Below are 15232 nucleotides of genomic sequence, written 5' to 3'. Positions count from 1 at the left end.
TCCCTAATCAATAGCTTTTATTTTTGTAACAATAAAAGTAACCAATAAGCCAAAACAAGCGATTAGCGCATAAGAATACCGGAGGTTAAACAACCCGGATACAAAGCCGATAAGCGGTGGCCCCATTAAGAAACCCAAGTAACTTACGCTAGATACCATGGCTAATGCCATGCCTGCAGATACTTTTGTATTTCTACCAGCTATGCTGTAAACGGTTGGTACGATACCAGATACTCCAAGCCCGACAAGCATAAACCCTAAAGTTGCAGATGGTAAATAAGGGAAAAGCACAGAAATAAACAGCCCAGCAGACGCTGTGAGACCGCTGAGTTGAAGTGTTTTCTTTCGGCCAAATTTTGTAATAAATCTATCGCCAAAAAACCTGCCCATGGCCATCATAATCATAAAAGAAGCATAGCCCAATATCACAACAGACTTGGGCGCCATTACAATTTTCTCAAAATAGATACCGCTCCAATCAAACATGGCGCCTTCTGTGGCCATGCTGCAAAACCCTATAATCCCTAACTGAAGCAGTACTCCCTCTGGCTTTGTGAAAAACTTGGGTTTTCTTTCCGTCCTAGCTGCCTTTCCCTCGACTAAATATTTATGGTTTATAAGCACGTTTATCCAAATCAACCCAGCAATAATCCAATAATGGCAATAAGGAGAAATCCCCAGGTTTATCATCAATAGGGCAATGAGTGCTCCAGAAAAATTCGCCAAACTCCAAGCGCCATGAAAGGAAGTCATAATTGGCTTTGCATATAATTTTTCGGCCTCTATTCCTTGCGTATTTACAGAAATATTGCACATGTTACCTATTACCCCAAATAGAAATAAAAAAGCAGCTAGTTGCCAATTTGCGTTGGCTAAACCAAGGTTTGTGAGTGCAATTACGTAAAGTGGAGCGCAGATGGAAAGTATTTTTTTACTCCCAAAATTTGTGACCAATTTAGCCGATATGGGCATGGTACACAATTGCCCAGCTGGGAGCGCCAAAAGTAAAGCACCAAACTGTGCATCGGTTAAATGTAAATGCTCCTTTATTTCTGGAATACGACTTGCCCAAGAAGCGAACGCTACCCCTTGGCCAACATAAAATAAGGAAACTGCAACCCTAGTTCGGGTTATCGATTTTTTTAGAGGGGTAACAAGAGGATTTTCCAATGTTTAGATGTGAGGCTTTAGATGTGAGAGTTGATTGCGTTATTTGATTGAAGAACAAGGAGCAAGGAATAAAGACGTGGCCGATACCCGATAGGATAAAATAGCAAGACTAAAAAGGGTGACCAAATGCGTCCTCTTATGCCGACTAACAACCTGAAAAGCGTTAACGACTTAAACAGCTAACTCCTACTAAACGTCTAACCTTCTAACCCCTAACCCTCTAACCACTTTACCTAAATATGTATCGCTCTATTGTCTGTTGCAGCCATGGCCGCCTCTCTAAAAGCTTCAGTATATGTTGGGTGTGCGTGCGAAACGCGGGCAATGTCTTCGGCAGAAGCTCTGAATTCCATAGCTAGTACTGCTTCTGCAATCATATCTGCAGCTCTCGGGCCAATCATGTGTACTCCCAAAATCTCATCAGTCTCTGCATTGGCCAAAACCTTTATAAAACCATCTGTATCCATGCTCGCTTTTGCGCGTCCACTTGCCTTAAACGGAAAAGAACCACTTTTGTATTTGATGCCATTTTCCCTTAACTGTTCTTCTGTTTTGCCAACCGAAGCGACCTCTGGCCAAGTGTAAACAACTCCGGGAATTAAATTGTAATCTATATGAGGTTTCTGTCCGACCAATTGCTCTGCAACCAAAGTTCCTTCATCTTCGGCTTTATGCGCAAGCATTAATCCAGCAACAACATCGCCAATGGCATAAACCCCAGGTACAGAAGTTTCCAAATGTTCGTTAACCGGGATTTTCTTGCCTCTCTCGGTAATTTCTATGCCAATTTTATCTAAGCCTAAACCTTCTGTGTAAGCTGTTCTACCAACCGCAACAATACAATAATCGGCACTTAGCTTTAACTCCTCGCCTTTCGCGTCATCTGCTGTTACCGTTACTATTTTACCCTTTGCTGTAGCACCCGTAACTTTATGGTTCATGTAAAATTCAATGCCCAATGATTTCTTTAGCACACGTTGAAGTTCCTTTCCCAAACCAGTATCCATGCTGCTAATAATAGAAGGTAAGAACTCTACTACCGAAACTTTAGTTCCTAAGCGAGCATATACAGAACCTAATTCTAATCCAATTACGCCACCGCCAATAATAACCATGGTTTTTGGTACTTCTTTAATGTTTAGGGCTTCGGTAGAGGTAATGATGCGGTTTTTATCTATGTTGATAAATGGCAATACCGTTGGTTTAGAGCCAGTAGCGATAATTACATTCTTAGCAGAAAGTTGTTCTGTAGAGCCGTCTTCCTTAGTTACCAAAACGGTATTCTTATCAATAAAAGAGCCAAGCCCTTGTAAAGCATCGATCTTGTTTTTTTTGAAAAGATAGGTGATGCCTGCCGTATTTTGTGCCACCACATCGTCTTTCCGGGCGATCATTTGTGGCATATTTACTTTCAAGCTCTTTAGCTCAATGCCGTGCGTAGCAAACGTATGCGCAGCGTTGTGGTAATGTTCAGAAGAATCTAACAATGCTTTTGATGGAATACAACCAACGTTTAAGCAAGTTCCGCCAAAAGTCTTGTATTTTTCTACTACGGCTGTCTTTAATCCAAGTTGTGCACAGCGAATTGCCGCAACATACCCACCAGGACCAGAACCAATAACTACCACGTCGTACTGCATAATTTCTTTAATTTTTACGGTGCAAAGTTAAGGAAAAAACAGGCAGCACACAAAACTGAGTCACTGGAAATTACAGATTTTTAAATGCTCGTAGCATGTACAGAATAGCAATGTTCATCGTAGTCAACATGAAAGAAATTGACAGCTACTTCTCCACCACCTCAAACAAGAAAAATTGCTGCACTTGCATTTCAGAAAAATTATCATCTACACAGAAAATTAAGCTTTTATGGCCGTTCGGCAAAACGGGACCAAAAGTTATCCCCTCAAAATTATCTATGTGCCTATTCAAGCTGTCAAAATCAAAAAGTAATTTTTTCTTTAAAACTTTTGGTGGGTTGGCCTTAAAAGATGGATTGTCAATTTCATTTTCGGCGACCTTTGTATCCACTATATACACTTTTATAAAGCTGTGATCATCGTTTCCTTTGGCCCATGCGCGCTCCATAACCAATAATTTATCATCACCTAGGGCAAGTATTTCAGAAATTCCGTTTACGTTCCAATCCATATCTATGGCTGGCTTTACCGGTAGTGGATCTAAATTGTATGCATATTGCGCAACGTTTTTCTTGCTTTTTACATCAAACTTTAGAATACGCGTTAACGCACCAGAAAAACCAAAACTAGCTTTCTCGCTGTCCTCATACCTAGGTTCTTCTAAACTTACAAATAGTGTTTTATAATTGTTGGCATAACTTAGCCCTTCAAACACGGCGTTTTTTCTCAAGCCTTTATCTCGCTTGCTAAAATGAAAACCGCTGGGCAATGGAATGGTGTCTAAAAATTGGCCTTGGGCGTTCATAAACGTTAAAGTTGGCTGGACGATAGTGGTATCCCCGACCTTAAAACGTCTTTCTCCCTCACTGCTCCATAAAAAATTATGCTCTATTGGGTTATACCTAATCGACTCTGCATCTGGTTTAACTGATCTATCTGTTCCATATTTAGGGTAAGGTTTGCCATTTGGCTGAAGTAAATCAGTCACTTTTGTAAACCCGATAGAATCTATCTTATAATTCGAAATAAAAATCCTTGCGGTGTAAAATCTAGCGGGGCTTCTAGCTGATGGATCGTCGCTGATGACATAATATTGGTCTTTCTTCTTATCGTAATCTATTCCCGATAGGCCACCAATAATTGTTTGATCATAATCGACGTTATGCGGAATTACATATTCGCTCAAAAACTTAATCGATGCAATGTTAGTTTCATCGGCCTTGCTTTGCGCAAATTTTCGAACCGAGCAAGAAAGGAAGAAAAGTGGGAATAAAAGAAGAAATAATAGGCTGACTGTATTTTTTTTCAAAACCTCGATTTTAATTTACAATGATAACAAAAAACCATTTTTAAACGCTCCCAAAAACGTCATTTCTGTGATGCAAATCACGTAGACCATTAATGGTAATTAAATACTCCACTTTTACAGCAAACACACAAAACTTTAGAAACTCTGACCAAATAAATGCCCAAAGCCAAAATGTATAATCATTAATGACGCCCGAGAAATGGCTTAGCCAATTCGGTAATTTGATGCCAATATCAAATTAAAATCCAAATGCATATATTTAAACTTTCTTGCTAAAAAACCAAACTAAATGAACCCATTTAAGATTTTCGCCCTAGCCATTTTTACGTTTCTTTCTGTTCATCTCTTCGCTCAAGAAACCGACTCTGCTTACGTAAAAGAACACTACACCAAAATTGAAAAGCAAATACCCATGCGCGACGGTATTAAACTATTTACTTCAATTTACATCCCGAAAAATAAAAGTGTAAAATATCCATTTCTTATCAATAGAACACCTTATACTGTTGCCCCTTATGGCGAAGGTTATAAAAAAAGCTTGGGCAATTTTCCCGCAGAAATGAAAGAGGGATTTATTTTTGTGTATCAAGATGTTCGAGGAAAATGGATGAGCGAGGGCAACTTTGAAAACATCCGTCCTCAGACAAATAAAAAGAATGGAATTGATGAGAGCACCGATACCTACGACACCATAGATTGGCTGGTAAAAAACATTAAAAACAACAACGGAAAAGCCGGTATTTATGGCATTTCTTATCCTGGTTTCTATTCTACCACATCATTGCCAAACGCGCACCCAGCGTTAAAGGCCGTTTCTCCACAAGCACCTGTTACCGATTGGTTTAGGGGAGATGATTTTCATCATAAAGGAGTATTCTTTCAAATGGATGCATTTGCCTTCTTAACAAGTTTTGGCGTACCAAGACCTAAACCAATTACTCCTGCTCAAGGCCCTAAAGGATTTAAATTCCCCATAGAAGATAATTATAGATTTTATTTAGACGCGGGATCTCTTAAAGGATTAAAAGAAAAGTATACCGGCGATACGCTAAAGTTTTTTAACGACATGTACGCTCACCCCAACTTAGATACGTTTTGGAAAGCCAGACTCATTTTACCGCATTTAACCAACGTAAAACCCGCGGTTATGGTGGTTGGAGGCTTTTTTGATGCAGAAGATGCCTACGGAACTTTCGCTACCTATAAGGCTATAGAAAAGCAAAATACAGGCGCAAAGAACATTCTTGTGGCCGGCCCGTGGTTTCATGGGGGCTGGGTGCGCGGCACCGGAAGTAGCTTTGGCGACATCAATTTCAATCAGTCGACAAGCACCTATTACCAAAAAAATATGGAATTGCCTTTCTTTAAATATTATTTGAAAGATGAGGGAGATTTTGACCCGGCAGAAGCCACCATTTTTGTAACTGGAAGCAACGAATGGAAGAAATTTAAAACTTGGCCACCTGCCGATACAACTTCTAAAAACTTATATCTACAACCTCAAGGAAAACTGGCTTTTGACAAGGTTGGTAGAACCGACAGTTGGGATGAGTATGTAAGCGACCCAAATCACCCAGTACCATACCAGGCAGGCGTACAAGCAAAACGCACTAGAGAATATATGATAGACGACCAACGTTTTGCAGAACGCCGACCAGATGTAACGACTTACCAGACAGAACCGCTAACTGAAGACATTACCGTTACTGGCCCTGTGTTGGCAAATCTGTCTGTTTCTACCACAGGTACCGACGCAGATTATGTGGTGAAACTGATAGACGTATATCCAGAAGATACGCCTGCGCCAGAACCTAACCCAAAAAACATTATTATGGCTGGTTACGAAATGCTTGTACGGGCAGAGATTATGCGTGGGAAATTCCGCAATAGTTTCGAAAAACCAAAGCCCTTTGTTCCCAATCAAATTACAAAATTGGCCTATCCCCTGCCCGATGTTGCCCATACGTTTAAAAAGGGACACAAAATAATGGTTCAAATTCAAAACTCGTGGTTTCCCTTGGCAGATAGAAACCCGCAGAAATTTATGGACATTTATCAGGCTGAGCCATCAGATTTTCAAAAAGCAACCCAAAGAATTTATCACGATGTTTCGAACCAATCTTACATTACCTTGCCCATTTTAAAATAGCCCTATGAAATATCTATTCCTACTGTGTGCGGGATTCTTCTTTGGCTTTACCGTAAATGCGCAAATGCTGAAAAAACATTCGGAAAACACGAGAGCAGATAGTTTGCGCGGAACATTAACGCCCTTACGTACATGCTATGACATTAACTACTATCACTTGGATGTTAAAATAGACATCGACCAAAGATCGGTAAGTGGCAGTAATGAGTTTGCTTTTACCGCTACGCAAGATTTCACTAAATTACAATTTGACTTGTTTAGCAATTTAAAGGTGGAAAAAGTGGTGTATAAAAACCAAGAGCTTCCTTACACCCGAGAATATAATGCTGTTTTTGTAACCTTTCCAAAAACCGTTAAAAAGGGAAGCAAAGATAAGTTTACCGTGTTTTACTCTGGAAACCCAATTATTGGGAAAAACCCACCTTGGGACGGTGGTTTTATTTTTAAGAAAGATTCACTTGGCAATCCTTTTGTGTCTGTTGCTTGCCAGGGTTTGGGCGCTAGTTGCTGGTATCCAAATAAAGATCATCAAAGTGATGAAGTTGACAGTATGTTGATTAGCATTTCTACACCCGATACATTAAATTGCATAGCTAACGGAAGATTAAGAAGCACCGTTAAAAAACCAGATGGGTACACCCAGCACAATTGGTTTGTAAATGATCCGATAAACAATTACGATGTTGCTTTTTATATAGGTAAGTATTCTCATTGGAAAGACAATTTTGCAGGTGAAGATGGCAATTTAACTATAGATTATTGGGCTTTAAGAACAGATAGCGCAAAAGCACGCCCACATTGGGATGCAGATGTGAAACGCATGCTAAAATGTTTCGAATATTGGTTTGGCCCTTATCCTTGGTATAAAGATGGATATAAATTGGTAGAAGCTCCTCAGTTAGGAATGGAACACCAAAGCGCAGTAGCTTATGGCAACAAGTTTATGATGGGTTATTTAGGCAGAGACTTAAGTGGGACTGATTACGGCTTAAAATGGGATTTTATAATTGTACATGAAAGTGGCCACGAATGGTTTGGCAATAGCATTACAAGTAAAGATTTGGCCGATATGTGGATACACGAAAGCTTTACAAACTATTCTGAAACACTCTTTATAGACTGTACACAAGGTATTAAGGAAGGAAACGACTATGTAATTGGCTTAAGAAAAGGGATATTAAATGATAAACCAATTATTGGCACTTATGGCGTAAATAAAGAAGGCTCTGGGGATATGTACAATAAGGGTGGCAATATGATTCATACCATCCGGCAGCTTATAAATAATGACGAAAAATTTAGGCAAATACTACGTGGGTTAAACAAAACTTTCTACCACCAAACCGTAACTTCAGCGCAAATAGAAAACTACATAGCAAAAGAAAGTGGTTTAAAATTAAACAAAGTATTCGACCAATATTTGAGGCACGCCAAAATTCCAGTACTTGAATACAGTATAAAGGACGGCCTACTGAAATACAGATGGATTACAGATGTTGAGGGTTTTGATATGCCTGTTAGAGTTACGCTAAACAACGACGGATATACTTTAATTAAGCCAACCAACAAATGGAAAAAGCTAAAAGTTGCCACTAATATTACTGAGGATACTTTTAAAGTAGACCCGCAATTTTATGTGGGTACGAAGAAAGATTGACATTATAGGAGTGACAAAAAAAGCTGCGTTTAGTGATAAGAATTAATAAGATGAGTGAAACAAAATTCCAACCAAAGAGCATTGTAGAGACAATTTTAGTAATATTACTGTTGCTTGGCTTACTTTTCGCCACATTTGAAGTACTGCGCGCGTTTTTTGGAGTATTAACTTTCGCTCTAATTTTTTCGGTTTCTTTTGCGACACCGTTTAAAAAATTAACGAACATACTTGGCAATAGAAAAAAATTAGCCGCTACCATCTACGCTGTTTTGCTTATCGCATTGGTTACCTTTCCATTTGTTCTAATTGTATCGGCTATTTCTAACCATATAAAAGACGCTTTAACATTTATTTCTAATGTAAAAGTGAATGGCTTGCCGCCCTTGCCAACTTGGATTGCAAACTTACCTTTGGTGGGCAATCAAATCAATTCTTTCTGGAACAATTTGCCTGTTAATCCAACAGAAACGATTGCTCCTCACGAACTGCAGGTTAAGGCTGCCCTAAACCATGTCGTTTCAGCAGGCACAGGTATAATTGGAGCTACAATTCAATTTATACTAGGAATTATAATTTCTGCTTTTTTCCTAGTTAGCGGAGAAAAAATATTACTGCCTATTAAGGCAGCTTTAAAGCATTTATTTGGGGCTAGAAACGGAATTGAACTTTTAGAGGCTACCGGGCAAGCTGTAAAGGGAGTTTCTATCGGTGTAATGGGTACTGCTTTCTTTGCTGCAATTATATCTTGGATTGGCTTCAAGATTGCTGGAATTCCCTTTGCCCTGCCGCTTGCGGGTTTGGTATTCTTCGTAACTATTATTCAGATCGGACCGTTATTAGTTTGGGTACCCGTTATTATTTGGTATTCTACCTTAGGACATACAGGATATACAATTTTTTTAATCATTTATGCAATGGGTGTATTAATGATAGATGCCGTTGTAAAACCAATTTTAATTGCAAAAAGTGGAGGGCGTTTGCCCTTTTTAGTGTTATTTTTAGGGGTTTTAGGGGGGCTGGCGGCTTGGGGATTTACTGGCATGTTTAAGGGAGCAATTGTGATGGCGATTGCCTACACGGTTTTTACAAAATGGTTAGAGAACCGAAAAAGGGAAAGCGAATTGGAACGAGCACCTATCTTTGAGGGTTAATTCATTTTTCACGTCGCTATGTGAAGATTGACCTCTATGCAATAGGTGTTTTGTGTTTATAGAATAATCCCAATCGATTGGATAAAAAATTATTTCGATAATCAATAAACAATATCGAATTTATCGGGTTCGGAAATTAAGCTATGCGACACATAAACCTTAGGAGTTTAAATCGAAGATTATCCAATATCTATTCGATGATAAAGGAGTTAATGAGCCTTTTTCTGAAACTTGGTTATTCGATGTTCAGCCCGTTAATAATTATTTGATCGAAAGATTGAATAGCAGTTAAGAGTAGAAATAGATTGCCACCCTTCATTTTTAAAGAGGAGCTGGACTGTCATTTTTTTAAGTAAAAATTGGATTAAAGAATTTTTGCTATCTCATAAGAACGGTGTTGCGACGCGTTTGATATCAACCCCATAGTAATTTATTCTAGGCGAAAAGAAAATTATTGAGCAACACTCGAAAAACTACGATGATATCCATTTTATAGTACGGGAAAGTCTCAGAAGTAAGAACTCTTAAATATCAGCGAGCGATTAACTCTTCTTTAAAAATATTAGTTATCAGAATTCAGACTAAATATTTTTTTAACGGTCAATGCAACAATTTACCATCTCGTGCGTCTTTATAAAAATAGTAAGTCTGTACTGAACATCTAAAAAGCATAAAATAAACTCAAAAATGAAAAAAACTTCTTCTGCCTTGCTCGTATTTCTTTTGTTGGGCGTAACGTATTTTGCAACAGCCCAAGAACAGCCTATAGTAAAAAACTTCTCAGGCATAGTTGCTGGCGGCCCAATTGATGTGGTGGTTACCTTAGGTGATTCTGAAAGCTGTAGATTTGAAGGCGACGCCGAAGCGATTGCGACCTTACTAGCTCAGGTAGAAGGAACTACATTAGTTATTCGTCCGCAAATGAGCTGGAAAAGCTGGGAACGTAAATATTCAGACAAAAAAATAACGGCTTACGTAAGCGCAAAAAAATTGAGTAGCTTTACTATGAGCGGATCTGGAAGCATGGAAGTTAAAGGAGCGGTAAATACAGGCGAACTCTCTGTAGTACTTAGCGGTTCTGGAAATTTAAGTTTGTCTTCAAAAACAAAAAATCTTAATGCGGTAATCAGCGGTTCTGGAAAACTTAACATTACAGGAGAAGCAGATAACGCAACTATTACGTTAAGTGGCTCTGCCATTTTTGCAGGAAAAGACTTTTCTGTAAGTAATCTTTCTGCTCAAATGAGTGGCTCCGGGAAGGTTAACATAGAGGTTAGCGAAAACATTAACGCAGTAATCAGTGGGTCTGCTAGTATATTTTACACCGGCGACCCCGAGGTTAAACAAACTATTTTAGGGTCAGGAAAAGTTAAGAAAGTTTAGATAGCTACTCTTCGTAATTACAAGAAAATTTAACCATTGCTTAAACCATTTTAATGGTCTAAATTGTCGGCAATAGTTTGTTATTTTCAAAAAAATGCGTTTTGCCGCATTAATTTGGCTAGTTTTGCACCACAATAAATCATCGCCCCTGGCAAATTAAAGTGCATGAACGAGTATTTGGTATTTTCTTTAACGGTTTTTACTGGCTTCTTCGCCATTATGAATCCGATTGCAAATGTCCCTATTTACTCTTCTTTGGTGGAGGACGCCGACCTGAAAACAAAAAAAGACATTAATAAACGCGCAACAACTACTGCGTTTATCATTGTTTTCATATTTATTGTTTTGGGGAAGTTTATTTTCGAACTTTTCGGAATAACCATTCCGGCATTTAAAATTACCGGTGGAATTTTGGTCTTTTTTGTGGGTTTTGAAATGCTCCAATCTAAAAAATCTACTGTTAAGCAACTTAAGGAGCCGAATATTGATGAGAATATAGCCATTTCTCCATTAGCAATTCCTATTTTGGCTGGGCCAGGCACTATTGTTACCGCGATGAATTTTGTGTCACGGGCAACGTATATAGAAATTGCCATTACCATTGTTGTTTTCGCATTAATGTGTTGGTTAAATTATTTGGCATTTAGTTTAAGCGAATATGTGGTAAAAAAAATCGGCACTAACGTTATCAAGGTCATTGGCAAAATTATGGGGCTAATTATTGCTATTATTGGTACTAACATGGTAATTACAGGTTTGAAGACTGCTTTTAACATTTAAAAAACTCAAGTTTTTACACTCATACCGTTTATAATAACTGCAAAACTTTGTTTTTTTTTTTACAACAAGGTTATGATAACCAATCCCGTAAAATGAATAGCAGATAAATTATTGCTTTAGATTTCTTATCTTTGTGTAATTGGCAATAAAGTCGATCTTTAAAAAACAAAAACAGCGTAATATATGGCTAAATCTCAGGCGACATACAGTAAAAAAGAGAACGAAAAGAAAAGGTTGAAGAAGAAAAAGGATAAAGAAGAGAAGAGAGAAGAGCGCAAAGGCGACAACCTTAAAGGTTCTAAGCTGGAAGATATGATGGCCTATGTAGATGAAAATGGAAACATCTCGTCTACCCCACCAGACCCGAAAAAGAAAAAAATAATCAATACCGAAGACATTCAAATAGGTATTGCCAAACAAGAAGACCTAATAGACGAAGATCCGATTAAAAAGGGAACAGTTACCTTTTTTAACGACAGCAAAGGATATGGATTTATAAGAAACTCTGACACTCAAGATAGTATTTTTGTTCATGTAAATGGACTTAAAGAACAAGTTGGAGAAGGCGATAAAGTGGTTTACGAAATAGAAATGGGGCAAAAAGGCCCAACTGCGGTACGTGTAAGCAAAGCGCCTATAGTAAAAGCAGAGCCTAAACCTAAGCCTCAACCTCAACCCAAAGTTGAGCCGGAAGAGAAGGAGAAGCCTCTACCGGAAGCATAAGATTTTTACAAAAAAACCTTTTCGAATTGAGAAGGTTTTTTTTTTATTAAAAAACGACGAGCGACTAATTAATCTTGATAAGACAGTAGACCATCGGTTACTGTTGCAGCGCTTGTATATGGATGCTGGGTCTCTTTACCGACACCCATAATATGCATCACGTTCCAGCCCCTAATCTTTAAATAATCTGCAACCAAAGAACGGTGGCATCGCCACCAAACTGCTTCAGAACACATAAAAGCAACATTAGCTTCTTCAGCTAACTGTTCTAATATTTCAGCAGCGCCTTTAAATTCTCCGGTTTCCATATAATCTGCGTAACCTTTAAATGATGCGTTTCGCCAAGCTATATTGTGCGAATTAGGCTTGGCTTTTCTTCGCCCACCAAGATCTTTCAAATAGATATAGTTTATGTGATGTTCTTGCAAACATTCAGATAAAACATCTTGATTAAATTGGGGATATTTTCTGGATCCAGGATGCCGTCGAATGTCAACAAGCATTTCTATCTCAAAAGACTGCAACATCTCCAAAAAAACCTGAAAACTATGTGTAGAATGGCCGATTGTCCAAATTTTTCTTGATGTTGAGCCCATAACTTTATTTATAAATGAAAAACCATAAAGAGCAATAATTAGGCTAGATTCAATCAACTGCCCATTTATTACTTCATTTTAAAAACAAAAAAAATTAATAACGGTGTGGAATTTGCTAGCATCCTGCATCATAAGTACACACACAAAAAAAATAAATATGAAAAAGTTAATTGCAATTGCATTGTTTACCGCACTCGGATTATCAACAGTTAAGGCCCAACAAGTAGATTTAAGAAAAAAAATTACCGTAAGTGGCGAAGCAGAGGCCGAAGTTACGCCAGACATTATTTACATAGAAATTTCTTTAAAAGAGTATTTAAAAGACAACAACAGCAAGAAAAAAGTAGACATTACCACGTTAGAAAACCAATTGTATTCTGCCATCCAAAAAGCTGGAATAAACAAAGACAATTTAACAATAAATAACCTAAGCAGCTGGAATTATGCAACAGAGAAAAAGAAAAACCCCGATTTTTTGGCAAGTAAACAATATCGTTTAAAAGTAAGCGACTTGAATAAATTTAATTCGATTATGGAAGGTATCGACCCGAAAGGGGTTGCAAGCACCAATATAGAAAGTTACGATTACTCTAAAATTGATAGTTTAAAAAAGGAATTGAAGATTAAAGCATTGTTGGCGGCGAAAGAAAAAGCAACTTATATGGTAGAAGCTTTGGGTGACAAACTATACCGTGTGATAGAAATTCAAGAAGGTAATGACAATACGCCTCAACCGGTGTACAGAAATTACCTGATGAAAACTGCAATGGCCGATGCATCAGCTGCGCCAGACATCGATTTTAAAAAAATTAAACTGAATTTTACTGTAAACGTTGTTTTTGAGATTAAATAAGACGGGAATTCCATTCCTTTTTACTAATTTTAAACCTACCAAAGATTTTGGTAGGTTTTTTGTTTCAGGGTAATCATTTAAAAAATTTAGACAAACATTATGAAAAAATTAATTTACACATTCGCCCTAATTTTTACGTTGGGAATTAGCGCCAATTCAGTTAGTGCAGCAGAAAAAGCATCTAAACATCCTACAGAACTTACTACAGAGCAGCAAGCGAAGTTGGACAAAATTACGACCCGCGTAGAGGAAATTAGAGAGATGGACAAATCTCAACTAAGCCGCACAGAAAAAAGGGAATTGCGTAAGGAACTTAAGGAAATGAAAAACCAAGCGAGAGCGATGTCTGGCGGAATCTATCTTTCGGTAGGGGCAATAATCATTATAATCGTTGTATTACTATTTATTCTTTAAGGCTTTTAAATGCTATATAAAAGAGCCTCGCAGAAAATTCTGCGAGGCTCTTTTTATTTTCTCATAATAATATCTTAATCTATCCTATCGAACCCTGTATATTTAACCAGCACCTCTGGAATTCGAATTCCGTTTGCTGTTTGATAATTTTCTAAAATAGAAGCAACGATTCTTGGCAAGGCCAAGGCACTTCCATTTAACGAGTGTGCCAATTGCGTTTTGCCTTCCTTTCCTTTAAATCTAAGTTTTAAGCGATTTGCTTGGAAAGTTTCGAAATTAGAAACAGAAGACACTTCTAGCCAACGTTGTTGCGCTGCGCTCCAAACTTCCATATCATACGTCATGGCGGCGGTAAAGCTCATATCGCCCCCACAAAGGCGTAAAACACGGTAATGCAAACCAAGTTCTTGCAATAAAGATTGCACATAACTACTCATTTGCTCTAATGTTTCGTAGCTCCTATCGGGATGGGTAATCTGCACAAGCTCTACTTTATCAAATTGATGCAAACGATTTAATCCGCGAACATGCGCACCGTAAGAACCTGCTTCTCTGCGAAAACATGGCGTATAAGCAGTATTTTTTATCGGTAAGTCTTCTTCCTTTAAAATTACATCTCTGTATAAATTGGTGATTGGTACTTCTGCAGTCGGAATTAAAAACAAATCATCTACACCAACATGATACATTTGGCCTTCCTTATCGGGCAACTGTCCCGTTCCAAAACCCGATGCCGCGTTAATTAGATGTGGCACTTGCATTTCTGTATAGCCAGCTTCTGTTGCTTTATCTAAAAAATAACTAATCAAAGCCCGCTGTAGTTTGGCTCCTTTTCCTTTATAAACCGGAAAACCAGCTCCAGTAATTTTAACGCCCAATTCAAAATCGATGATGTTGTATTTTGCCGCCAATTCCCAGTGTGGTAAAGCTTCGTGTGTAAATTCTGCAGGGCTACCATTTAACAAAACAACTTCGTTATCTTCTGGGGTAGCGCCTTTAGGCACCAACTCGCTTGGAAGATTTGGCAACTGAACAAGCAAATCAAACTGCGCTGTTTCTAAAGAAGTGAGTTGTTCGCTTAAATCTTTAAGTTGTTCTTTGCGAGAAGAAGTTTGCTGCTTAATTGCTTCTGCGGCCTCTTTTTTACCATTGCGCATCAATTCGCCAATTTGTTTGGCTGCCGCATTTGCCTCTGAAGAAAGGCTATCTAGCGATGTTTGAGTAGAACGGCGAACTTCATCTATTTTTATAATTTGATCTACCAATTCTGGTTGGCCAAAATTCTTCACAGCCAACCGCTCTAAAACTTTCTCCCTATTCTCGCGGATATAATTAACTTGCAGCATTATTTTTAATTTTTTTCAAAGATAAAAAGAGTTATGTGTTATCTGTTATGAGTTATATGTT

13 protein-coding genes are annotated in these 15232 nt (G+C 38.1%); 8 read left to right on the top strand and 5 right to left on the bottom strand.

Going from position 1 to position 15232, the window contains the following annotated elements; all coding sequences use genetic code 11:
- Positions 1–3 precede the first annotated feature (3 nt).
- The 3 genes from ABIB40_RS07150 to ABIB40_RS07140 all read right to left on the bottom strand — a co-directional run bounded on the left by ABIB40_RS07150 (position 4) and on the right by ABIB40_RS07140 (position 4119).
- Positions 4–1170, bottom strand: coding sequence for an MFS transporter (locus ABIB40_RS07150; RefSeq protein WP_354357450.1), 1167 nt, complete (start codon positions 1168–1170; stop codon positions 4–6).
- Positions 1171–1403: 233 nt separating this feature from the next.
- Positions 1404–2810: a dihydrolipoyl dehydrogenase gene (gene lpdA / locus ABIB40_RS07145; protein ID WP_354357448.1), complete on the bottom strand. Its 1407-nt coding sequence runs from the start codon at positions 2808–2810 to the stop codon at positions 1404–1406.
- A 145-nt stretch (positions 2811–2955) separates the two neighbouring features.
- Positions 2956–4119 (bottom strand): esterase-like activity of phytase family protein, encoded by a 1164-nt coding sequence (locus tag ABIB40_RS07140; RefSeq protein WP_354357446.1) that lies wholly within the window; start codon positions 4117–4119, stop codon positions 2956–2958.
- A gap of 289 nt (positions 4120–4408) precedes the next feature.
- Here ABIB40_RS07140 and ABIB40_RS07135 point away from each other — a divergent pair, with 289 nt between their 5' ends.
- From ABIB40_RS07135 to ABIB40_RS07110, 6 genes are all read left to right on the top strand, one after another.
- Positions 4409–6268 carry a CocE/NonD family hydrolase gene (locus tag ABIB40_RS07135; protein ID WP_354357444.1) on the top strand — a complete coding sequence of 620 codons (1860 nt, stop codon included), beginning with the start codon at positions 4409–4411 and terminating at the stop codon, positions 6266–6268.
- A gap of 4 nt (positions 6269–6272) precedes the next feature.
- Positions 6273–7925, top strand: coding sequence for a M1 family metallopeptidase (locus ABIB40_RS07130; RefSeq protein WP_354357442.1), 1653 nt, complete (start codon positions 6273–6275; stop codon positions 7923–7925).
- 50 nt (positions 7926–7975) lie between these two features.
- Positions 7976–9076 (top strand): AI-2E family transporter, encoded by a 1101-nt coding sequence (locus ABIB40_RS07125; RefSeq protein WP_354357440.1) that lies wholly within the window; start codon positions 7976–7978, stop codon positions 9074–9076.
- 687 nt (positions 9077–9763) lie between these two features.
- Complete coding sequence (locus ABIB40_RS07120) at positions 9764–10459, top strand: head GIN domain-containing protein (RefSeq protein WP_354357438.1); 696 nt, start codon at positions 9764–9766, stop codon at positions 10457–10459.
- A 165-nt stretch (positions 10460–10624) separates the two neighbouring features.
- Complete coding sequence (locus ABIB40_RS07115; RefSeq protein ID WP_354357436.1) at positions 10625–11239, top strand: MarC family protein; 615 nt, start codon at positions 10625–10627, stop codon at positions 11237–11239.
- A gap of 183 nt (positions 11240–11422) precedes the next feature.
- A complete protein-coding gene (locus ABIB40_RS07110) occupies positions 11423–11962 on the top strand; it encodes a cold-shock protein (RefSeq protein WP_354357434.1) in 540 nt (179 codons plus the stop codon).
- A gap of 68 nt (positions 11963–12030) precedes the next feature.
- On the opposite strand, the gene ABIB40_RS07105 is transcribed toward ABIB40_RS07110, so the two are convergent.
- Positions 12031–12558, bottom strand: coding sequence for a DUF488 domain-containing protein (locus ABIB40_RS07105; RefSeq protein WP_354357432.1), 528 nt, complete (start codon positions 12556–12558; stop codon positions 12031–12033).
- A gap of 157 nt (positions 12559–12715) precedes the next feature.
- Between ABIB40_RS07105 and ABIB40_RS07100 the strand changes: the two genes are divergently transcribed.
- Positions 12716–13411, top strand: coding sequence for an SIMPL domain-containing protein (locus tag ABIB40_RS07100; protein WP_354357430.1), 696 nt, complete (start codon positions 12716–12718; stop codon positions 13409–13411).
- A 99-nt stretch (positions 13412–13510) separates the two neighbouring features.
- Positions 13511–13825, top strand: a complete 315-nt coding sequence (locus ABIB40_RS07095; protein WP_354357427.1) for a hypothetical protein — start codon at positions 13511–13513, stop codon at positions 13823–13825.
- Between the two features lie 74 nt (positions 13826–13899).
- On the opposite strand, the gene serS is transcribed toward ABIB40_RS07095, so the two are convergent.
- Positions 13900–15171 (bottom strand): serine--tRNA ligase, encoded by a 1272-nt coding sequence (gene serS / locus ABIB40_RS07090; protein ID WP_354357425.1) that lies wholly within the window; start codon positions 15169–15171, stop codon positions 13900–13902.
- Between the last annotated feature and the right edge of the window lie 61 nt (positions 15172–15232).

This window comes from Pedobacter sp. UYP30, assembly GCF_040547165.1.
In the GTDB taxonomy this organism is placed as follows: domain Bacteria; phylum Bacteroidota; class Bacteroidia; order Sphingobacteriales; family Sphingobacteriaceae; genus Pedobacter.
The sequence above is the reverse complement of the archived record's forward strand: the minus strand, read 5'-3'. Positions and strand labels throughout refer to the sequence as shown.

Excerpts from the sequence above, each read along its gene's own strand:
- ABIB40_RS07100 (WP_354357430.1), top strand. The coding sequence starts at position 12,716 with ATGAAAAAGTTAATTGCAATTGCATTGTTTACCGCACTCGGATTATCA.
- serS (WP_354357425.1), bottom strand. The coding sequence starts at position 15,171 with ATGCTGCAAGTTAATTATATCCGCGAGAATAGGGAGAAAGTTTTAGAG.
- ABIB40_RS07120 (WP_354357438.1), top strand. The coding sequence starts at position 9,764 with ATGAAAAAAACTTCTTCTGCCTTGCTCGTATTTCTTTTGTTGGGCGTA.
- ABIB40_RS07125 (WP_354357440.1), top strand. The coding sequence starts at position 7,976 with ATGAGTGAAACAAAATTCCAACCAAAGAGCATTGTAGAGACAATTTTA.
- ABIB40_RS07115 (WP_354357436.1), top strand. The coding sequence starts at position 10,625 with ATGAACGAGTATTTGGTATTTTCTTTAACGGTTTTTACTGGCTTCTTC.
- ABIB40_RS07135 (WP_354357444.1), top strand. The coding sequence starts at position 4,409 with ATGAACCCATTTAAGATTTTCGCCCTAGCCATTTTTACGTTTCTTTCT.
- lpdA (WP_354357448.1), bottom strand. The coding sequence starts at position 2,810 with ATGCAGTACGACGTGGTAGTTATTGGTTCTGGTCCTGGTGGGTATGTT.
- ABIB40_RS07130 (WP_354357442.1), top strand. The coding sequence starts at position 6,273 with ATGAAATATCTATTCCTACTGTGTGCGGGATTCTTCTTTGGCTTTACC.
- ABIB40_RS07095 (WP_354357427.1), top strand. The coding sequence starts at position 13,511 with ATGAAAAAATTAATTTACACATTCGCCCTAATTTTTACGTTGGGAATT.
- ABIB40_RS07105 (WP_354357432.1), bottom strand. The coding sequence starts at position 12,558 with ATGGGCTCAACATCAAGAAAAATTTGGACAATCGGCCATTCTACACAT.
- ABIB40_RS07110 (WP_354357434.1), top strand. The coding sequence starts at position 11,423 with ATGGCTAAATCTCAGGCGACATACAGTAAAAAAGAGAACGAAAAGAAA.